The sequence below is a fragment of the Enterobacteriaceae bacterium ESL0689 genome, assembly GCA_029433525.1.
Taxonomy (GTDB): domain Bacteria; phylum Pseudomonadota; class Gammaproteobacteria; order Enterobacterales; family Enterobacteriaceae; genus JAQTIF01.
The window spans coordinates 222,891-241,402 of record JAQTIF010000002.1; the positions used below are offsets into that span (position 1 = coordinate 222,891).

The window sequence follows — 18,512 nt, forward strand, 5'->3', positions numbered from 1 at the left end:
TTAATGTAATGTTGGTTTGTGAACTTCCGTTACCGCTGGCGGCTGGTGTGAAAAGGTATCATGGCATAACAGTGCAGCGACACGCACATATTCGATAATCTCTTCCAGTGACATTTCCAGCTCTTCCTGATCTTCATCTTCGTCATAACCTAAGCGTGCGATATTGCGCAGGTCGGCGATAGCTTCTCCGGCTTCACCTCTGACTTTATCGAGGGTTGGCTGAACGACACCCAGTCCGAGCAGGAAATGATTCACCCAGCCTGACAGGGCATCAGCACGGTCAAATACACTGACGTTATCCCCCTGCGGCAGATAAAGCTGAAATAAAAAACCATCATCTTCCAGCTCGTTGCTGATGACGGCATGCATCTGACGCAGCGCTTCGGCCAGATCATGACCAAAAGCGAGGCCCTCGTTGGTCAGATCATAGACCAGCGATTGCCAGCCAGGGCCTGTATTACCACCGCACAAAATTCCGCTTATCAGTCCGTGCATTTCGGCAGGGGTTAATCCGACGTTCTGTTGGTTGAGTAACTGTTCTACAGCATGGTAATCCGGCATTTCATTCTGTATAGACATGCGCATTCATCATCATAAGGAGGAATATTCATGGTATGCTATCACTTTGGGCTCTGGTGAACCAGAACAGCACACCAGGGAAGCACTATTGTGTGGCATAATTCAGCCCTTCTGGCTGGTGTAAAGGCCGCGCAGTCAATCAGCAGGAAGGTGTCATGTCTGCACAACCCGTCGATCTCCAGATTTTTGGTCGTTCATTGCGTGTGAATTGTCCACCGGAACAAAGAGAGGCCCTGAATCAGGCCGCCGCTGACCTGAATCAACGGTTACAGGATTTAAAGGAACGTACCCGCGTCAGCAATACAGAGCAGTTGATCTTTATTGCTGCCCTCAATATCAGCTACGAGCTGGCTCAGGAAAAGGCCAGAACCGATGATTACGCTTCCAATATGGAACAGCGGATCCGGATACTTCAGCAAACCATCGAACAAGCGTTACTGGAACAAGGCCGGATCAGTGAAAGACCCGAGCCGAAGTTTGAATAACATTTTTTACTTAATTGTGTTAAAGTTGTTTTAATAACAGTATTTCTCTGAGATGTTCGTTTGCGGGCGAGTCCCCTGAGCCGATATTTCATACCACCAGAATGGGGCGTTACACAGTTGGTGAGCATACCCGGTTTATCCGGGAAGCCTTAAAACTGTGACGACTCATTCACCTTGAACCAAGGGTTCAAGGGTTACAGCCTGCGACGGCATCCCGGAGATCCCTGCTGTTTATTCTTATCGCTGACCAGCCAGATAGCGAAACAGATGATCATCGATATCTCTCACGCCTCTTTACGCCAGCAACTTCGTCGGCTGATTCGCCAGCGTCGGCGCGCTTTAACAGCAGAACAGCAGAGACAATTTTCCCGCCAGGCGGCAGATCGTATGATGACCTATCCGCCGGTGGTTGCCGCGCAAACGGTCGCGCTGTTTCTCTCCTTTGATGGTGAGCTGGATACCAGCCCGTTAATCGATCGACTCTGGCAAGCGGGCAAGCAGGTGTGTCTTCCGCGGTTACATCCCTGCAGCCGGGGACAGCTGTTGTTTTTACGCTACCATCCCGGCAGCACACTGATCAGAAACCGGTTCGCCATTGCCGAACCACGACTGGACGTGCGTGATGTGGTGCCGCTCAGTCACATTGATGTGCTCGTCGTGCCACTGGTCGCTTTTGATGCCGCTGGGCAACGTCTCGGGATGGGGGGCGGTTATTATGATCGCACATTGCAAAACTGGCAGCAGCATCGTCTGCAACCTGTCGGCTATGCTCATGATTGTCAGCATGTAGCGACACTGCCTGCCGCACAATGGGATGTTCCGCTACCGGCAGTGATCACGCCGACAAAACGATGGCAGTGGTGATAATCCATCTGTTTTTTCAGACGCCAGACGGACAGATATTTTCCCAACGCCTGGCGTGCTGTTTCAGAACAGCAATCGCGCACGGATCGTGCCGGGGATCGCTTTCATCGCCTGAAGTGCCTGGTGTGCCACATCATCCTGCGCTTCAATATCGACCACCACATAACCTATCTGAGGTGAGGTTTGCAAATATTGCGCCGTAATGTTAATCCCCTGAGTGGCAAAAATCTGGTTAATGGCGGTGAGTATCCCAGGGCGATTCTCATGAATATGCAGTAAACGACGCCCACCCAGTACCGGCAGGGAGACTTCCGGGAAGTTCACTGCCGAGAGTGTCGAACCATTATCAGAATACTTTACCAGTTTCCCGGCTACTTCCAGACCAATATTCTGCTGTGCTTCCTGGGTAGAACCGCCAATATGTGGCGTCAGCAATACATTGTCGAATTCACATAATGGGGAATCAAACGGGTCGCTGTTACTTGCCGGTTCAGCAGGAAATACATCAATGGCGGCCCCGGCCAGGTGTTGACGCTTCAGCGCATCACATAACGCCGGAATATCGACCACGGTGCCACGGGACGCATTAATCAGTAGTGCTCCGGGTTTCATCTGCGCCAGCTCTGCTGCGCCGATCATATTTTTCGTCGAGGCATTTTCGGGTACATGCAGGCTGACCACATCACTCATTTGCAGGAGATCGGAGAGCTGCGCTACCTGGGTCGCATTACCGAGGGTTAACTTGCTTTCAATATCATAAAAACAGACCCGCATCCCCAGCGATTCCGCCAGAATGCTGAGTTGTGTTCCGATGTGACCATAACCAATAATACCCAGTATTTTTCCACGCGCTTCGAAACTGCCCGCCGCCAGTTTGTTCCATACCCCACGATGCGCTTTGGCGTTGGCCGCTGGAACGCCACGTAACATCAGCAACAGTTCACCAATAACCAATTCCGCTACCGAGCGTGTATTGGAGAAAGGGGCGTTAAACACCGGAATACCGCGCTTCATTGCGGCATCTAAATCGACCTGGTTGGTGCCAATACAGAAGCAGCCGACGGCGACCAGTTTTTCTGCGGCCGCAAAGATCTCTTCTGTCAGATGGGTGCGCGAACGCAGGCCAATAAAATGCGCATCACGGATCGATGCTTTCAGCGCTTCGCTGTCCAGCGCGCCCTTATGGTACTCAATATTGGTATAGCCAGCAGCACGGAGACTCTCCAGCGCTTTCTGATGTACACCTTCAACCAGCAGAAATTTAATCTTATCTTTTTCCAGTGATACTTTAGCCATTTCCCCGTCCTGTTTTTGATTGAGCGTCTATCTCACCAGGCGTTATTGACCCGGACAGTGCGCAGAAACCACAACGTACACGAATACTTAACGAGTTCAGACCCTGCCTGAAAGCAAAATAGCCCGTCAATGAACCCTGGTGAGTCAGACTTTCTGTGTCTGTGAAATGTCAGCCCTGCCTGCAACATATCAAAAAAATGCGCACAGCAATATGAGCGTTTATCCTGACCAAAGGAATAATTTTCACACAACAGGGAATAACAGAATAAAACATCAGGAAATAGAAATTTTTAATATCATATTTATATGAATTATAAAAATACAGTAGAAAAAACCGACATTGTGCAGGAAAAATTTTTTATCGGGGAGTCTCCCTCTCCCTGATAGCGGCTATTTGATAACCGTCTTCACCCCTTCCCTGGTACCAATCAGTGCCACGTCCGCCCCACGATTAGCAAATAAGCCAACGGTGACAACCCCAGGAATATCGTTAATGGCGTTTTCCAGCGCGATAGCATCAAGAATTTCGAGGCCATAAACATCGAGGATCACGTTGCCATTATCGGTAATCACTCCCTGGCGATATTCCGGGCGTCCGCCCAATTTTACCAGGCTACGCGCTACCGCACTCCGTGCCATCGGGATCACTTCGACCGGCAGAGGAAACGTCCCCAGAATGGGCACCTGTTTAGAGGCATCAACGATACAGATAAATTTATCTGCCACTGAAGCAATCACTTTTTCACGTGTTAATGCCGCCCCGCCGCCTTTAATCATTTGCATCTGATCATTAATTTCGTCAGCTCCGTCGACATAAACACTTAGGGAATCGATATTGTTGAGATCAAAAACCGGTATTCCCAGACTTTTTAGCTTTTCGGTAGAGGCATCTGAGCTGGAAACCGCACCTTCAATCTGCATTTTCATCGTACCCAGCGCATCAATAAAATGGCTGGCAGTGGAGCCCGTCCCCACTCCCACAATAGTCCCTGGTTGTACATACCGTAATGCTGCCCAACCGACTGTTTTTTTTAGCTCATCTTGTGTCATGGCCCTGATCCAGAATGTGATTATTGATAACTGAGAGCCCATCCTACCAGGCGACACCGAGAGCGCGCCGAAACCGCAGCGTACCGGGAGTACGTGCGGTTTTCGGGCACTGCCGGAAGCCAGAGTGGCGAGTCAAATAGCCTGATGGGTCAGGCGCTTATTATAGTGTATGGCAATGAGAATTGTCCGCTGTAGCAGAATTATCATCACTCAACAAATCATTTTTAACTTTATCAAAAGCAAATTTATGTCATAGTGAAAATTATTACAACGTTATGGAGATATCGCAGAATAATGAAACGGCCGGACTATAAAACACTGCAAGCACTGGACGCCGTAGTCAGAGAGCGTGGCTTTGAGCGCGCGGCACAAAAACTCTGTATTACTCAGTCCGCCGTCTCACAGCGTATTAAACAACTGGAAAATATGTTCGGGCAGCCCCTGCTGGTTCGTACCGTCCCACCACGCCCGACAGAGCAGGGACAAAAACTGTTAGCTCTGTTACGCCAGGTGGAGTTGCTGGAGGAGGAGTGGCTGAGCGATGGACAGACCGGCTCTACACCGTTATTGCTCTCGCTGGCCGTCAATGCCGACAGTCTCGCCACCTGGCTGCTCCCGGCACTCTCTCCGGTGCTGTCCAGTGCTTCTGTCCGTCTGAAGTTACAGGTAGAAGATGAAACCCGCACTCAGGAGCGTTTACGGCGGGGCGAAGTGGTCGGCGCAGTCAGTATCCAGCCTCAGGCGTTACCCAGTTGCCTGGTGGATCAGCTGGGCGCACTCGACTATCTGTTTGTCGCGTCAAAAGCGTTTGCACAACGCTATTTCCCTGCTGGGGTAACCCGTTCGGCACTGCTTAAAGCCCCGGTTGTTGCTTTCGATCATCTTGATGATATGCATCAGGCGTTTTTGCAGCAAAATTTCTCTTTGCCCCCCGGCAGTGTCCCTTGTCATATCGTTAATTCATCCGAGGCGTTTGTCCAGCTCGCGCGTCAGGGAACTACTTGCTGCATGATCCCCCATCTGCAGATAGAAAAAGAGCTTAACAGCGGTGAACTTATCGATTTAACCCCCGGATTGTTTCAGCGCCGGATGCTTTACTGGCACCGTTTTGCCCCTGAAAGCCGAATGATGCGTCAGGTCACCGATGCGTTAATCAACTATGGGCATAAAGTCCTGCGCCAGCAATAAAAGTCACTGGCGCCAAAAACAGCGTTCATCATTATCCATGCCTGTATGTGACGACAGAAACACAGATATTATTGACTGACTGGCGCTGGCTGTAATTCAAAGACCACATCCACCTGGTCATTAAACGGAATGGTTTCCTGCTGGTAAGTTTGCTGTGCGGAAACGGCCTCATCGCTGATTGCCCCCGACGCACGCATCATCCGGGGTTTCGGAACAGCGGAGGCCTGATATTGTATGCGATAAACCGTGCCCAGATTGCTGTGAAAGCCAGATGCCAGCGCCTGTGCTTTATGCAGTGCATCATCAATCGCCGCCTGGCGTGCTTTATCTTTATATATTTCGGGCTGCGCGACATCCAACCTGACCGAACTAATTTCATTTAGCCCCGATTTTAACGCCCCATCCAGCAAACTATTCAGTTTATCTAACTGACGCAAGGTCACTTCAACAACGCGCGAGGCACGATAGCCTTTAAAGATGCTTTTCCCGTTCTGATAACTATACTCCGGCTGGGTACGCAGATTCGCTGAACGAATATCTTTTCGGGTGATACCACTCTTTTCCAGAAAAGCCAGATACTGCGCCACCCGATCATCAACCTGTTTCTTGGCGGTCGTGGCTTCTTTGGCGATGATATTTACCTCAATAGTCAGTTCTGCGATATCCGGCACCGCCTCAATCCTGGCGCTACCGGAAGTGATAATATGTGGACCATCGGGAATTTCACTGGCCTGAGCCAGACCCAATGTGGTCATTACGGCTAACGCTATTAATATTAATTTCACGGCTATCTCTCCGGGTTCTGATCACTGAGTGTCATTGGATGGTCGAGTGACATGCACATCCAGCTGCGGATACGGGAAACTGATACCATTGGCATCAAAATCACGCTTAATGCGCTCCAGTACATCCCAGTAAACGTCCTGCAGATCACGGTGCAGGCTCCAGACCTGAATAATATAATTCACCGATGAAGGTGCCAGTTCATTAAGACGTACAATTCTCTCACGATCTTTAAGAATACGGTTATCGCTATCGATAATATTTGTCAGCAACTTTTTCACTTTATCGATATCCGCATCATAGGAAACCGCGATAATAAACTGATTGCGACGTATCGGTTCACGAGAATGATTAATGATATTGCCAGCAATAATTTTGCCATTCGGCACCACGGCAATTTTACCGTCCTCGGTATACAAGGTAGTAGAAAAAATTTGCACACTTAATACCATACCGGAAACACCCCCAAGATCAACATATTCCCCCGAACGCAGCGGACGAAACATCACCAGTAACACGCCTGCAGCCAGATTAGACAACGAGCCCTGTAATGCCAGACCGACCGCTAATCCCGCCGCACCCAGCACTGCGATGACCGATGCTGTCTGTACCCCGATACAACTCAGAGCCGCAATCACCGCAAAAGCAATCACCGCATAGCGCACCAGCGCAGAGATAAAGTCAGCGATGGTTTCATCGATCTCACGGGTGAGCATCAGGCGATTAATCATATGAGAGACGACGCGAGCAATAATGATGCCGACAATAACGATGGCGATCGCCGCAGCCAGATTAACCATATAATTCAACAGCCACTCCTGATGATGCACCAGCCATGAGCCGAAGTGGGTGATATTCTCAGCGACCTTCAAATCTTCCATTTCACTTTCCTTAGGTATAGCGACAGAGGACAGAGCGATCAGGCTGGCTCATCACTCGATACCATAAAGGTAAGCAATAGCTTGCTGTTTTAGCAAATCGCGCACCAGAACAAGAGCGAAAATATTTGAGCGCATAAAAAAGCCTGCTAATGATTTAGCAGGCTGACAGGTGATGATTTGGCTTACAGAACATCGATCGCGTTCAATTCCTTAAACGCCTGTTCCAGACGAGCGATCATCGATACCTGCCCGGCACGCAGCCAGACACGTGGATCGTAGAATTTTTTATTCGGCTGGTCAGCACCCTTCGGATTACCAAGCTGGCTCTGCAGATACGCCTCATGGGCTTTATAGTAATCCAGCACCCCTTCCCAGGTAGCCCACTGGGTGTCGGTATCAATATTCATTTTGACCACCCCGTAGCTGACGGAGTCTTTAATCTCCTGGGCAGAAGAGCCGGAGCCACCATGAAACACAAAATTCAGGCTATTGTGTGGCAGGTTATGTTTCTTAGAAACATACTCCTGGGAGTCGCGCAAGATAGTCGGCGTCAGAACCACATTGCCGGGTTTATAAACCCCATGAACATTGCCAAAAGAGGCGGCAATGGTAAAGCGTGGGCTGATTTTACTCAGTTCGGTGTAGGCGTAATCAACATCTTCTGGCTGAGTATACAAGGCGGAGGAGTCCATATGGCTGTTATCGACCCCATCTTCTTCTCCCCCGGTGCAACCCAGTTCGATTTCCAGCGTCATGCCCATTTTCGCCATTCGTGCCAGGTATTTAGAACAAATAGCGATATTATCGTGCAGCGACTCTTCTGAAAGATCGATCATATGTGAAGAGAACAACGGCTTTCCGGTGGCCGCATAATATTTTTCACCGGCATCCAGCAGACCATCAATCCACGGCAGCAGTTTTTTCGCACAGTGGTCAGTATGCAGGATCACCGGAACACCGTAGTGTTCGGCCATCTGGTGAACGTGGTGTGCGCCAGAGATGGCACCGAGGATAGCGGCCTGCTGAGGAACATCCGTTTTCAGCCCTTTACCTGCGATAAAGGCAGCACCACCATTAGAAAACTGGACAATGACCGGTGCTTTCGCTTTTGCGGCCGCTTCCAGAACGGCATTAATAGAGTCAGTACCCACACAGTTAACCGCAGGCAGCGCAAAGTGATTCTCTTTTGCTACCTGGAAAACTTTCTGTACGTCATCGCCAGTAATAACGCCTGGTTTTACAAAATCAAAAATTTTAGACATGTTTGCGAAATCCTGTATCTGTATCGTCGGGACTCAATGAAGAAAGGAGCGAACATAAAAAATCAGGCGGGCTTATCGCGCCGCCTGATTGACCGGTTTACTGCTTACCACGCTCTTCCAGTATGGCAACCGCAGGCAGTTCTTTACCCTCGACGAACTCGAGGAAAGCGCCGCCCCCGGTGGAAATATAAGAAATTTTGTCAGCAATACCGAACAAATCAATCGCTGCCAGCGTATCGCCGCCCCCGGCAATCGAGAAAGCATCGCTATCGGCGATCGCTTTCGCCACAATCTCAGTGCCTTTGCGGAAGTTCGGGAATTCAAATACCCCTACCGGCCCATTCCAGAGGATCGTTTTGGCGTTTTTGAGAATATCAGCCAGTTTCTGTGCTGAAACGTCACCCAAATCGAGGATCTGTTCATCATCTTTGATATCGTTGACTGATTTTTGCGTCGCTGGCGCGGTTTCAGAGAACTCTGTCGCAACACGCACATCTGTCGGCACCGGAATATCACAGGTCGTCAGCAGACGTTTCGCTTCATCGATCAGATCAGCCTCATACAGCGATTTGCCAACATTGTGCCCCTGGGCGGCCACGAAAGTATTGGCGATCCCGCCGCCAACAATCAGCTGATCGGCAATTTTAGAGAGTGAGTCAAGCACGGTCAGTTTAGTAGAAACTTTCGACCCGCCGACGATCGCCACCATCGGGCGTGCAGGCTCTTTCAGCGCTTTACCCAATGCATCCAGTTCTGCCGCCAGAAGTGGGCCTGCACAGGCTACTTTCGCGTACTTAGCAACACCGTGAGTCGATGCCTGCGCACGGTGAGCAGTTCCGAAAGCATCCATCACATACACATCACAGAGTGCCGCGTATTTTTTCGACAGTGCTTCATCGTCTTTCTTCTCGCCTTTATTAAAGCGGACATTTTCCAGCACTACCAGCTCACCGGGGGCAACATCAACCCCATCAAGATAATCTTTCACTAAACAAACCTGATGCCCAGGCAGTTTCTCTTTCAGATAATTGACCACCGGCAGCAGGGAAAATTCTTCGTTGTATTCACCTTCTGTCGGGCGGCCGAGGTGAGAAGTTACCATGACTTTAGCGCCCTGCTTTAACGCCAGTTCGATGGTTGGCAGGGAGGCACGGATACGGGCATCGCTGGTAACTTTACCGTCTTTCACCGGGACGTTGAGATCGGCGCGGATAAAAACACGTTTTCCGGCCAGATCCAGATCGGTCATATTAATTATTGACATAGTGAACCCTCTTGATAATCCTTAAAATTTTTCAGATGTTATACGTATATATTTCATGCTATTACACAGGGATATTTCACCCGAAACCGCAGCTAGCCATCGCTAACGTGGTATCGAGCATCCGGTTAGCAAAGCCCCATTCATTATCACACCAGACCAGCGTCTTGATCAGCTGCGCACCGCTGACCCGGGTTTGCGTGCCATCGACAATCGCACTGTGCGGGTCGTGATTAAAATCGGTCGAAACTAACGCTAGTTCCGTATAGTCAACTATACCATGAAACGTATCTTGTGCTGCTTTTCGCAAAAGATGGTTCACTTCATCGACAGTGACCGGTTTTTTTACGCTGACACTCAGATCAATCGCGGTAACGTTGAGTGTCGGCACACGAACGGCAATCGCCTCAAAACGATCCTTAAACTGAGGGAAAAAGCGCGTAATACCCGCCGCAAGCCGGGTATCAACCGGGATGATTGACTGACCGGCCGCACGGGCTCGACGCAGATCCGGATGATAGGCGTCGATAACCTGCTGATCATGCATCGCCGAGTGGATGGTGGTCACCGTTCCTGATTGTATTTCATAAGCATCATTTATCAGCTTAATCACCGGAATAATGCAGTTGGTGGTACAGGAAGCATTCGAGACCAGACGATGCGCTTTACGTAACTGGTGATGATTGACGCCAAAAACCACGGTGGTATCGAGATCAGGATCGCCGGGGTGAGAAAAGAGCACTTTTTTTGCCCCCGCCTGCCGATGGGCTTCGCCATCGGCACGACTACCGAAAACACCGGTACAATCGAGCACAATATCGACCCCCAGCGCCTGCCAGGGCAGCTTCTCTGGTGAAGGCTCATGCAGCACACAGATAGCATCATTGCCGACATACAGCCGCTCTCCCGCCTGACGCACATCCCAGGCAAAATGGCCGTGACTGGTATCATATTTCAGCAAATGCGCCATACTGACGGCATCTGCCAGTTCGTTGATCGCCACGACGGTTATTTGCGCACAGCGCCCGGATTCATACAACGCACGAACCACATTACGGCCTATGCGACCAAACCCATTAATCGCAATGCGTATAGTCATAGAACTCCTGCAAGGTTATCCCGATATCAACCGACTGACAGCCTAACCTGGTCACGGCGGGAGAAAAACCTTACCTGTCACAACTGTGACCGATTAATTATTACCTGTTTCATCGACTGAAACGCTTCAGCGAGCATAATGCAATTAGCGAGGAAAAGGAATCGCTGGCCACTGAAAGATGTGATTTATCTGATATAAATCACATCACTAGCGATGAAAAATCAGGCTGGCACAAGCACTGGCGGATAAAAAAGCCGGGGATTTTCCCCGGCTGAGTGCAAGGCTGGGGCGTTTAACCTTGACAACAATTAATCGTTACAACAACGCTTTCGCTTTGGCGATGATGTTATCAACGGTAAAACCAAATTCGTTGTATAACAGATCGGCCGGTGCGGACTCACCAAAAGAGGTCATCGCGATAATCGCGCCGTTCAGCCCGACATATTTATACCAGTAATCGGCAATTCCGGCCTCAATCGCCACACGCGCAGTGACCGCTGCCGGCAACACTGATTCGCGGTAAGCCGCATCCTGTTTATCAAACTGGTCCGTCGAAGGCATCGAAACCACACGCGCTTTTACGCCATCTGCGGTCAGTTTTTCGTATGCCGCCACCGCCAGTTCCACTTCCGAACCGGTGGCAATCAGGATCAGTTCGGGCTGATCCGACTCACCTTTCAGCACATAACCACCACGGGCAATACTAGCCAGTTGTTGCGGGCTACGTTCCTGTTGTGCCAGATTTTGCCGTGACAAAATCAGTGCTGTCGGGCCATCCTGACGCTCAACCCCGTGCTTCCAGGCGACAGCGGATTCCACCTGGTCGCAGGGACGCCATACGCTCATATTGGGCGTCAGGCGCAGGGAGGCCACCTGCTCCACCGGCTGGTGTGTCGGGCCATCTTCGCCAAGGCCAATCGAGTCGTGGGTATAGACCATGATCTGGCGCTGTTTCATCAGCGCCGCCATACGCACCGCGTTACGCGCATATTCGACAAATATCAGGAAGGTGGAGGTGTATGGCAGGAAACCACCATGCAGCGAGAGACCATTGGCGATCGCAGTCATGCCAAACTCCCGCACCCCGTAGTGGATATAATTGCCTGCCGCATCTTTATTAAGCGGTTTCGATCCTGACCACAAGGTCAGATTGCTGGGGGCGAGATCGGCCGAACCACCGAGAAACTCCGGCAATAATGGCCCAAAGGCTTCGATGGCATTCTGTGATGCTTTACGGCTGGCGATCTTCGCCGGATTAGCCTGCAATTTAGCGATAAATTGAGTGGCTTTGGCGTCAAAATCCGCTGGTAGTTCGCCACGCAGACGACGGGTAAACTCTGCCGCCTCCTGGGGGAAAGCGTTAGCATAAGCGGCAAACTTCTCGTTCCAGGCTGACTCTTTGGTCCGCCCGGCTTCTCTGGCATCCCACTGGCTGTAAATATCAGACGGGATCTCAAACGGCGGGTAATCCCAGCCCAGCCGCTGGCGGGTCAGAGCGATTTCAGCGTCGCCTAATGGTGCACCGTGGGCATCATGTGTACCGGCTTTATTGGGGGCACCGAAACCAATAATCGTTTTGCACATCAGCAAAGAAGGCTTATCTGTCACCGCCCGCGCCGCTTCGATAGCGCGTTTAATCGCAGCGGCATCATGACCATCAATGCCACGCACCACATGCCAGCCATAAGCCTCGAAACGCTCTACGGTATTATCGGTAAACCAGCCCTCGACATGACCATCGATAGAGATACCATTATCATCATAGAACGCCACCAGCTTGCCCAGCTTCAGCGTACCCGCCAGCGAACAGGCTTCATGGGAGATCCCTTCCATCATGCAACCATCCCCCATAAAGGTATAGGTATAATGATTAACGATCTGATGACCGGGACGGTTAAACTGGGCGGCGAGGGTTTTTTCAGCGATCGCCATCCCCACGGCATTTGCAATGCCCTGCCCCAGTGGCCCGGTGGTGGTTTCCACCCCTGGGGTATAGCCCACTTCCGGGTGGCCGGGTGTTTTTGAATGCAACTGGCGAAAGGCTTTCAGATCATCGATCGACAGTTCATAACCGGTCAGGTGCAGCAGGCTATAGATCAGCATCGAACCGTGACCATTGGACAGCACAAAACGATCACGATCTGCCCATAGCGGATTGGCCGGATTATGATTGAGGAAATCACGCCACAGGACTTCAGCAATGTCAGCCATACCCATCGGGGCGCCAGGGTGGCCCGAATTGGCTTTCTGTACAGCGTCCATACTCAGCGCACGAATCGCATTAGCAAGCTCTTTACGTGAGGACATTTTGACTCCAGTTCAGATTGTAGAAGGCCATACCCGTAACGCCTTGACGAATGCACGTTTTGGGCTACGCCAGAAAAAGTGTCAACAATGTACCCCAAGAGACAAAGCATGTACATGGAGCATGAGCGGAGAAAGCGCCGTAAAATGTTATGCCGTCAGCATTTCTGAATGATTATCCCTTTTTCACCGCCTGGAGGTATAACATCTCCAGCGCGATAGTCGCCGCAGCCAGCGCGGTGATCCCGGCGTGATCGTAAGGGGGGCAGACCTCCACGACATCCATACCGACAATATTCAGATCCTGTAAACCGCGCAATATTTTCAGGGCACGATCGGAGCTCAGCCCACCCAGTACCGGTGTCCCGGTTCCGGGGGCAAAAGCGGGATCTAAAACATCAATATCAAACGTCAGGTAAACCGGCATATCCCCCACCACCTGCTTCACCTGGGCGATGATCTGCTCCAGCGGGCGATCATTCACCTCGCAGGCATCCAGCACCGTAAAACCATTATCTTTCTCGTACTCAGTGCGAATACCGATCTGAACCGAGTGACAGGGATCGATCAACCCCTCTTTGGGCGCGGTATAGAACATCGTCCCGTGATCAAACTCACAGCCGTTAGAGTAGGTATCGGTATGGGCGTCAAAGTGTACCAGCGCCATTTTGCCAAAATGCTTCGCATGTGCGCGCAGTAATGGCAGGGTAATGAAATGATCGCCGCCAAAGCACAACATCTTCTTTCCACCAGCCAGTAACTTTTCACCGTGGGCCTGCAGTTTTTCACTCATTTCACGCGCATCGCCGAAAGCGTAAACCAGATCGCCACAGTCAACCACATTCAGACGTTCACGCATGTCGAAATGCCACGGAAAGCGGTGATGTTCCCATGCCAGATGGGTCGATATCTGACGGATGGCGCCGGGTCCATGACGGCTGCCCGCACGCCCGGAGGTCGCCATATCAAAAGGCACCCCGGTAATCACCCATTCCGCTTCGCTGTCATAGGGCTGAAAGTTGAGTGGCAGGCGCAGAAAACCAAATGCGTTAGATACCAGAGAATTATCATATTGATAGCCTAAACTGCTCATGGCAAAACCTCTTGTTAATCACGATAAAAAACCCTTCCGCGTCGGCAAATCCGGCACGGAAGGGTCAGGCGGGCACAGCGTGATAACCGTGTCTTGATTATCAATACGCTGATTGCGGCTTCTGTGCATCAGATAATACAGTCACTCATCTTCAAGATAAGTATAACCGTACAGTCCGGCGGCAAACTCGTCGATAAACTGCCGCTGTAATGTCGGATCAAGGGGGGAATTTTTCACCTGATCACGGAACTGGGTCAGTAAAGTATCAGGGTCCAGCTGCACATAGCGCAGCATATCGGCAACCGTATCCCCTTCATCAGAGACTTCTACGGTGACACAACCATCAGCAGCGACAAAGACATCAACCGCTTCGGTATCGCCAAACAGGTTATGCATATTGCCGAGAATTTCCTGATAAGCGCCGACCATAAAGAAACCCAGCACTGGCGGATTTTCAGGATTATATTCCGGCATTGGCATCGTGGTGGCGATACCGTCACCATCGATATAGTGATCGATAGCGCCATCGGAATCACAGGTAATATCCAGCAATACCGCACGACGCTCAGGCTGCCGGTTCAGTCCTTCCAGCGGCATCACCGGAAAGAGCTGATCGATCCCCCACGCATCCGGCATCGACTGGAACAGGGAGAAGTTGACATATATTTTATCTGCCATGCGCTCCTGCAGTTCGTCGATGATCGGCCGATGGGCACGGTTACTGGGATCGAGCTGTTTCTGTACTTCATGACAGATATTGAGGTAGAGCTGCTCGGCCCAGGCGCGCTCCTGTAAGGTAAACACACCCGACGAGTAGCCAACATGAATATCATGCAGATCCATCTGGCTATCATGCAACCATTCCCGTAGTGAGCGATGGTTATTCACCTCGTGCATCGCCTGCCAGGTTCCCCACATACTTTGCAACGGCCGTGCGGCGTCGGGCGCGGGGGGCGTCACCTCGCTGTATTCACTCCGCTCAACACCGATAATATTGGAAACCAGTACCGTATGATGGGCGGTCACCGCCCGCCCCGATTCGGTGATCACCGTAGGATGCGGCAGGCCATACTCTTTACAGGCGTCGCCAATCGCCCAGATGATATTATTGGCATATTCATTGAGGCCATAATTCACCGAACAGTCGGACTGCGAACGGGTGCCTTCATAGTCAACGCCCAGCCCACCGCCGACATCAAAGCACTGAATATTCACCCCCAGCTTATGTAATTCGACGTAAAAACGGGCTGATTCACGGACACCGGTGGCAATATCGCGGATATTGGCCATCTGTGATCCTAAATGGAAGTGCAGCAGTTGCAGGCTATCGAGATATCCGGCTGTTCGCAGCGTCTCCACCAGTTGCAGAACCTGAGTGGCCGCGAGACCAAACTTCGATTTTTCACCGCCAGAAGATTGCCATTTCCCTGACCCCTGGGAAGCCAGTCGGGCACGCACACCAAGACGCGGCACCACATTCAGCCGCCGGGCTTCTTCCAGCACCAGCGCAATTTCTGACATTTTTTCGATCACCAGATAGACCTTATGGCCCATCTTTTCGCCAATCAGCGCCAGACGAATATATTCACGATCTTTATAGCCGTTGCAGACAATCACACTATGGGTCATTCCGGCATGAGCCAGCACCGCCATCAGTTCGGCTTTCGATCCCGCTTCCAGTCCGAGGGGCTCACCCGAATGAATTAAGGTCTCAATCACACGGCGATGCTGGTTAACTTTGATCGGATAGACCAGAAAATAGTCGCCATGATAACCATAAGAGTCACGCGCTCGTTTAAACGCGGCATTAATTGAACGCAGGCGATGTTGCAGGATTTGCGGAAAACAGAACAGCGAAGGCAGGCGCTGCCCCTGAGCTTCCCGTTTTTTTACCAGTTCAGCCAGATCAACCCGTGCCTGGGGAACATCCGGGTCCGGGCAAACACTGATATGTCCCAGTGCGTTAACGTCATAGTAATTATTTCCCCACCAGGCAATATTATAAGTACGTAGCATTTTACTGACTTGCCAGGAACTCATCAGCCACCTCCTGCATAAAACGAAAAATAACGTATACGCTTTCTGACAAAAAAGTGAAATAAAAAACCGTTATCCGACATCACAGCGCTCCCCTTTTAGCCACCCTGGCGGCACAGTGAGTCACTTTTGCCCTCAGACGGGGGGCCATGACGCACGCTGACGTTTTTTTAATAAACGACTGTCATCGCATAATATCTGCCGATATATGGCGGTATATCTGATATTTTGTAACGCATTCCGCGACGGAAAACAGAGAAAATTCCGCCACCTGACAGACTGCCAGGGTAACAGATAACAAAAAAGAGTAGCACCAGGGTTAAGATTTGACCTAGAATAGCCATCCAGAAGTTAATCCATCTATACTGATTAACACACCGCCTACTCGTATCGCTACCGGTAAGATGGGATAGCATCATCGCTCCACACCAGTCTATCCCGCAGTTTGAACGATACAAATATTCACAGGTAAATAAAAACATGGCAAAACATCTCTTTACGTCAGAATCCGTATCAGAAGGACATCCGGATAAAATTGCTGATCAAATCTCCGATGCCGTGCTGGACGCCATCCTGCAACAAGATCCTAAAGCGCGTGTCGCATGTGAAACCTATGTCAAAACCGGCATGGTATTAGTCGGTGGCGAAATCACCACCAGCGCATGGGTCGATATCGAAGAGATTGCCCGTAATACCGTTCGTGATATTGGTTATGTCAATTCTGATATGGGATTTGATGCTAACTCCTGTGCTGTTCTCAGTGCGATTGGTAAACAGTCACCGGATATCAATCAAGGGGTTGACCGCGCGGACCCGCTTGAACAAGGTGCCGGTGACCAGGGGCTGATGTTTGGTTACGCCACCAATGAAACCGATGTGCTGATGCCCGCTCCGGTTACCTATGCTCACCGTTTGGTGCAGCGCCAATCCGAAGTCCGTAAAAGCGGCACCCTGCCGTGGCTGCGTCCGGACGCCAAAAGCCAGGTCACCTTCCAGTATGAAGACGATAAAATTGTCGGCATCGACACCGTTGTGCTGTCAACCCAGCATGCGGAAGATATCGATCAGCCATCACTGCACGAAGCGGTGATGGAGGAGATTATCAAACCTGTTCTGCCCGCTGAGTGGCTCAGTTCGGCGACGAAGTTCTTCATCAACCCGACAGGACGCTTTGTGATTGGTGGCCCGATGGGCGACTGTGGTCTGACGGGGCGTAAAATCATCGTTGATACCTACGGCGGGATGGCGCGTCATGGTGGTGGGGCGTTCTCCGGGAAAGATCCCTCTAAAGTTGACCGTTCTGCCGCTTATGCAGCACGTTACGTCGCCAAGAATATTGTCGCCGCAGGTCTCGCGGATCGTTGTGAAATTCAGGTTTCCTACGCTATTGGCGTGGCTAAACCGACTTCGGTCATGGTCGAAACGTTCGGCACGGGAAAAATTGCCAACGAGAAACTGACCCAATTGATTGGCGAATTTTTCGATTTACGGCCATATGGTCTTATCCAGATGCTGGATCTGCTCCACCCCATCTATAAAGAGACGGCGGTATACGGGCACTTTGGGCGCGAATCTTTTCCCTGGGAGAAGACCGACAAAGCCGCGCAGCTACGTGAAGCCGCCGGACTGAAATAAACCCTCGCGGATCAGCGAAGATCAAAAAGGCCAGTCCTGCGCTGGCCTGCCATAAAACATCATTTCCAGCTTGCCCTTCCTTATCGACCTCTCTATCCTTAGCGCATGAAAACACTGATCATTCCTGCCGACCTGCAACAAGCTATGGGCGACTGCCTGCAACAGAAGCTTGACCAGGCCAATCACGCTCTCGGACGACACTACCCACTACCCCCCCTGGTTTACCGACAGCGCGGCACCACTGCCGGTACCGCATGGCTGCAAAAAAACGAAATTCGCCTCAATCCGGTGCTGTTAATGGAAAACCAGCAGGCCTTTATTGAGCACGTCATTCCGCACGAACTGGCGCATTTGCTGGTATGGCAACACTTTGGCCGTGTCCCACCGCACGGTAAAGAGTGGAAGTGGATGATGGAAAGCGTACTGACGGTCACCGCTCGCCGGACTCACTCTTTTGCGCTTGATTCGGTTCGTACTAACACCTTTCCCTACCACTGTCGGTGCCAGCAACATCAGCTCACTGTTCGTCGCCATTACCGTGTGATGCGCGGCAAAGCAACCTATCGCTGCCTCCGCTGTGGTGATTTGCTGGTCGCGGATGAGCCATAACTGACAATAACTGACAATTTTTGGAATTAACTGGTTGCATCTGAAAACCCTGTTCGCTACGTTGTGAACTGCGTTTTAATACGGAG

The 18,512-nt window shown here is 51.0% G+C and carries 15 protein-coding genes, 1 other RNA gene and 1 pseudogene; 6 read left to right on the forward strand and 11 right to left on the reverse strand.

Annotated features, from left to right (window positions below; translation table 11 throughout):
• On the reverse strand, nucleotides 1-579 hold the full coding sequence (locus PT300_12760) for a YecA family protein (protein MDF7681412.1): 579 nt from the start codon (nucleotides 577-579) through the stop codon (nucleotides 1-3).
• Nucleotides 580-734: 155 nt separating this feature from the next.
• On the opposite strand from PT300_12760, the gene zapA reads away from it, so the two are divergent.
• The 3 genes from zapA (at nucleotide 735) to PT300_12775 (ending at nucleotide 1,928) form a co-directional block, all read left to right on the forward strand.
• The gene (gene zapA / locus PT300_12765; GenBank protein MDF7681413.1) at nucleotides 735-1,064 is read left to right on the forward strand and encodes a cell division protein ZapA; all 330 of its coding nucleotides are present in this window, start codon (nucleotides 735-737) and stop codon (nucleotides 1,062-1,064) included.
• Nucleotides 1,065-1,105: 41 nt separating this feature from the next.
• Nucleotides 1,106-1,289, forward strand: a non-coding RNA gene (ssrS, locus tag PT300_12770) — 6S RNA.
• Between the two features lie 42 nt (nucleotides 1,290-1,331).
• Nucleotides 1,332-1,928: a 5-formyltetrahydrofolate cyclo-ligase gene (locus PT300_12775; GenBank protein MDF7681414.1), complete on the forward strand. Its 597-nt coding sequence runs from the start codon at nucleotides 1,332-1,334 to the stop codon at nucleotides 1,926-1,928.
• 63 nt (nucleotides 1,929-1,991) lie between these two features.
• On the opposite strand, the gene serA is transcribed toward PT300_12775, so the two are convergent.
• Both serA and rpiA read right to left on the reverse strand, forming a co-directional pair.
• Nucleotides 1,992-3,224, reverse strand: a complete 1,233-nt coding sequence (gene serA, locus PT300_12780; GenBank protein MDF7681415.1) for a phosphoglycerate dehydrogenase — start codon at nucleotides 3,222-3,224, stop codon at nucleotides 1,992-1,994.
• Nucleotides 3,225-3,614: 390 nt separating this feature from the next.
• A complete protein-coding gene (gene rpiA, locus PT300_12785; protein MDF7681416.1) occupies nucleotides 3,615-4,274 on the reverse strand; it encodes a ribose-5-phosphate isomerase RpiA in 660 nt (219 codons plus the stop codon).
• Between the two features lie 294 nt (nucleotides 4,275-4,568).
• Between rpiA and PT300_12790 the strand changes: the two genes are divergently transcribed.
• Nucleotides 4,569-5,462, forward strand: a complete 894-nt coding sequence (locus tag PT300_12790; GenBank protein MDF7681417.1) for a LysR family transcriptional regulator ArgP — start codon at nucleotides 4,569-4,571, stop codon at nucleotides 5,460-5,462.
• A 68-nt stretch (nucleotides 5,463-5,530) separates the two neighbouring features.
• Here PT300_12790 and PT300_12795 read toward each other — a convergent pair whose 3' ends face one another.
• From PT300_12795 to speA, 8 genes and pseudogenes are all read right to left on the reverse strand, one after another.
• Nucleotides 5,531-6,247: an oxidative stress defense protein gene (locus PT300_12795; GenBank protein ID MDF7681418.1), complete on the reverse strand. Its 717-nt coding sequence runs from the start codon at nucleotides 6,245-6,247 to the stop codon at nucleotides 5,531-5,533.
• A gap of 21 nt (nucleotides 6,248-6,268) precedes the next feature.
• Nucleotides 6,269-7,126, reverse strand: a complete 858-nt coding sequence (gene mscS, locus PT300_12800) for a small-conductance mechanosensitive channel MscS (GenBank protein MDF7681419.1) — start codon at nucleotides 7,124-7,126, stop codon at nucleotides 6,269-6,271.
• Between the two features lie 182 nt (nucleotides 7,127-7,308).
• The gene (gene fbaA, locus PT300_12805; GenBank protein ID MDF7681420.1) at nucleotides 7,309-8,388 is read right to left on the reverse strand and encodes a class II fructose-bisphosphate aldolase; all 1,080 of its coding nucleotides are present in this window, start codon (nucleotides 8,386-8,388) and stop codon (nucleotides 7,309-7,311) included.
• A gap of 97 nt (nucleotides 8,389-8,485) precedes the next feature.
• Entirely contained in the window at nucleotides 8,486-9,652 is a 1,167-nt protein-coding gene (pgk, locus tag PT300_12810) for a phosphoglycerate kinase (GenBank protein MDF7681421.1), read from the reverse strand.
• Between the two features lie 76 nt (nucleotides 9,653-9,728).
• Complete coding sequence (gene epd / locus PT300_12815) at nucleotides 9,729-10,748, reverse strand: erythrose-4-phosphate dehydrogenase (protein ID MDF7681422.1); 1,020 nt, start codon at nucleotides 10,746-10,748, stop codon at nucleotides 9,729-9,731.
• A 315-nt stretch (nucleotides 10,749-11,063) separates the two neighbouring features.
• The gene (gene tkt / locus PT300_12820; GenBank protein ID MDF7681423.1) at nucleotides 11,064-13,055 is read right to left on the reverse strand and encodes a transketolase; all 1,992 of its coding nucleotides are present in this window, start codon (nucleotides 13,053-13,055) and stop codon (nucleotides 11,064-11,066) included.
• Nucleotides 13,056-13,227: 172 nt separating this feature from the next.
• Nucleotides 13,228-14,145: an agmatinase gene (gene speB, locus PT300_12825; GenBank protein ID MDF7681424.1), complete on the reverse strand. Its 918-nt coding sequence runs from the start codon at nucleotides 14,143-14,145 to the stop codon at nucleotides 13,228-13,230.
• A gap of 141 nt (nucleotides 14,146-14,286) precedes the next feature.
• A pseudogene (gene speA, locus PT300_12830) lies at nucleotides 14,287-16,201 on the reverse strand (biosynthetic arginine decarboxylase).
• A 461-nt stretch (nucleotides 16,202-16,662) separates the two neighbouring features.
• Between speA and metK the strand changes: the two are divergent.
• Both metK and PT300_12840 read left to right on the forward strand, forming a co-directional pair.
• Nucleotides 16,663-17,817, forward strand: a complete 1,155-nt coding sequence (gene metK / locus PT300_12835) for a methionine adenosyltransferase (GenBank protein MDF7681425.1) — start codon at nucleotides 16,663-16,665, stop codon at nucleotides 17,815-17,817.
• A gap of 105 nt (nucleotides 17,818-17,922) precedes the next feature.
• Nucleotides 17,923-18,426, forward strand: a complete 504-nt coding sequence (locus PT300_12840; GenBank protein ID MDF7681426.1) for a SprT family zinc-dependent metalloprotease — start codon at nucleotides 17,923-17,925, stop codon at nucleotides 18,424-18,426.
• Nucleotides 18,427-18,512: the final 86 nt, after the last annotated feature.

Coding starts and splice junctions, on each gene's coding strand:
- PT300_12760 (MDF7681412.1), bottom strand. CDS start 579: ATGTCTATACAGAATGAAATGCCGGATTACCATGCTGTAGAACAGTTA.
- zapA (MDF7681413.1), top strand. CDS start 735: ATGTCTGCACAACCCGTCGATCTCCAGATTTTTGGTCGTTCATTGCGT.
- PT300_12775 (MDF7681414.1), top strand. CDS start 1,332: ATGATCATCGATATCTCTCACGCCTCTTTACGCCAGCAACTTCGTCGG.
- serA (MDF7681415.1), bottom strand. CDS start 3,224: ATGGCTAAAGTATCACTGGAAAAAGATAAGATTAAATTTCTGCTGGTT.
- rpiA (MDF7681416.1), bottom strand. CDS start 4,274: ATGACACAAGATGAGCTAAAAAAAACAGTCGGTTGGGCAGCATTACGG.
- PT300_12790 (MDF7681417.1), top strand. CDS start 4,569: ATGAAACGGCCGGACTATAAAACACTGCAAGCACTGGACGCCGTAGTC.
- mscS (MDF7681419.1), bottom strand. CDS start 7,126: ATGGAAGATTTGAAGGTCGCTGAGAATATCACCCACTTCGGCTCATGG.
- fbaA (MDF7681420.1), bottom strand. CDS start 8,388: ATGTCTAAAATTTTTGATTTTGTAAAACCAGGCGTTATTACTGGCGAT.
- pgk (MDF7681421.1), bottom strand. CDS start 9,652: ATGTCAATAATTAATATGACCGATCTGGATCTGGCCGGAAAACGTGTT.
- epd (MDF7681422.1), bottom strand. CDS start 10,748: ATGACTATACGCATTGCGATTAATGGGTTTGGTCGCATAGGCCGTAAT.
- tkt (MDF7681423.1), bottom strand. CDS start 13,055: ATGTCCTCACGTAAAGAGCTTGCTAATGCGATTCGTGCGCTGAGTATG.
- speB (MDF7681424.1), bottom strand. CDS start 14,145: ATGAGCAGTTTAGGCTATCAATATGATAATTCTCTGGTATCTAACGCA.
- metK (MDF7681425.1), top strand. CDS start 16,663: ATGGCAAAACATCTCTTTACGTCAGAATCCGTATCAGAAGGACATCCG.
- PT300_12840 (MDF7681426.1), top strand. CDS start 17,923: ATGAAAACACTGATCATTCCTGCCGACCTGCAACAAGCTATGGGCGAC.